Source organism: Mycobacterium sp. WUMAC-067 (genome assembly GCF_020217485.1).
Lineage (GTDB): Bacteria > Actinomycetota > Actinomycetes > Mycobacteriales > Mycobacteriaceae > Mycobacterium.
This window is the reverse complement of record NZ_JAEKMI010000186.1, coordinates 1-605: the sequence shown is the minus strand read 5'-3', so window position 1 is coordinate 605 and position 605 is coordinate 1. Positions and strand designations below refer to the sequence as shown.

1 pseudogene is annotated in these 605 nt (G+C 62.8%); it reads left to right on the top strand.

The features are described 5' to 3' along the window. Window positions 1-605, top strand: a pseudogene (locus JF781_RS28145) (IS5 family transposase); the annotation flags it as partial.

The window sequence follows — 605 nt, the reverse complement described above, 5'->3', positions numbered from 1 at the left end:
CCATCAACACTCGGCGGGCGCCCGTTCGGACACGTTGTGCACAGGGGGCACTGTCGAATTCGAATTACAAGAAATCTGCCGATGAGCCCGACGATCATGCGATCGGGCGTTCCCGCGGCGGGCTGACCACCAAGATCCACGCGCTGACTGATCCTCGCGAAGCTCCCGTGGCGGTCCGGCTCACCGCCGGCCAAGCCGGCGACAACCCGCAATTGATGGCGCTGCTCGATGATTACGCCGCGACATGCAGGGATTCAGACCAGTCCGCTGACGATTTCCGGTTGCTCGCCGACAAGGCGTATTCGCATCCGAGCACCCGTACCCAATTGCGTTCCCGCAGAATCAAGCACACGATTCCCGAACGTCGAGATCAGATCGACCGCCGCAAGGCCAAGGGATCCGCCGGCGGCCGCCCACCGGCGTTCGACGCCGAGATCTACGCGCTGCGCAACACCGTCGAACGTGGCTTCAATCGGCTCAAGCAGTGGCGCGGCATCGCGACCCGCTACGACAAGTACGCCCTAACATACCTCGGCGGTGTACTGCTGGCCTGCGCCGTGATCCATTCGATGGCTTTATCTGCGGTGGAGCTTGCCTGTCTCAAG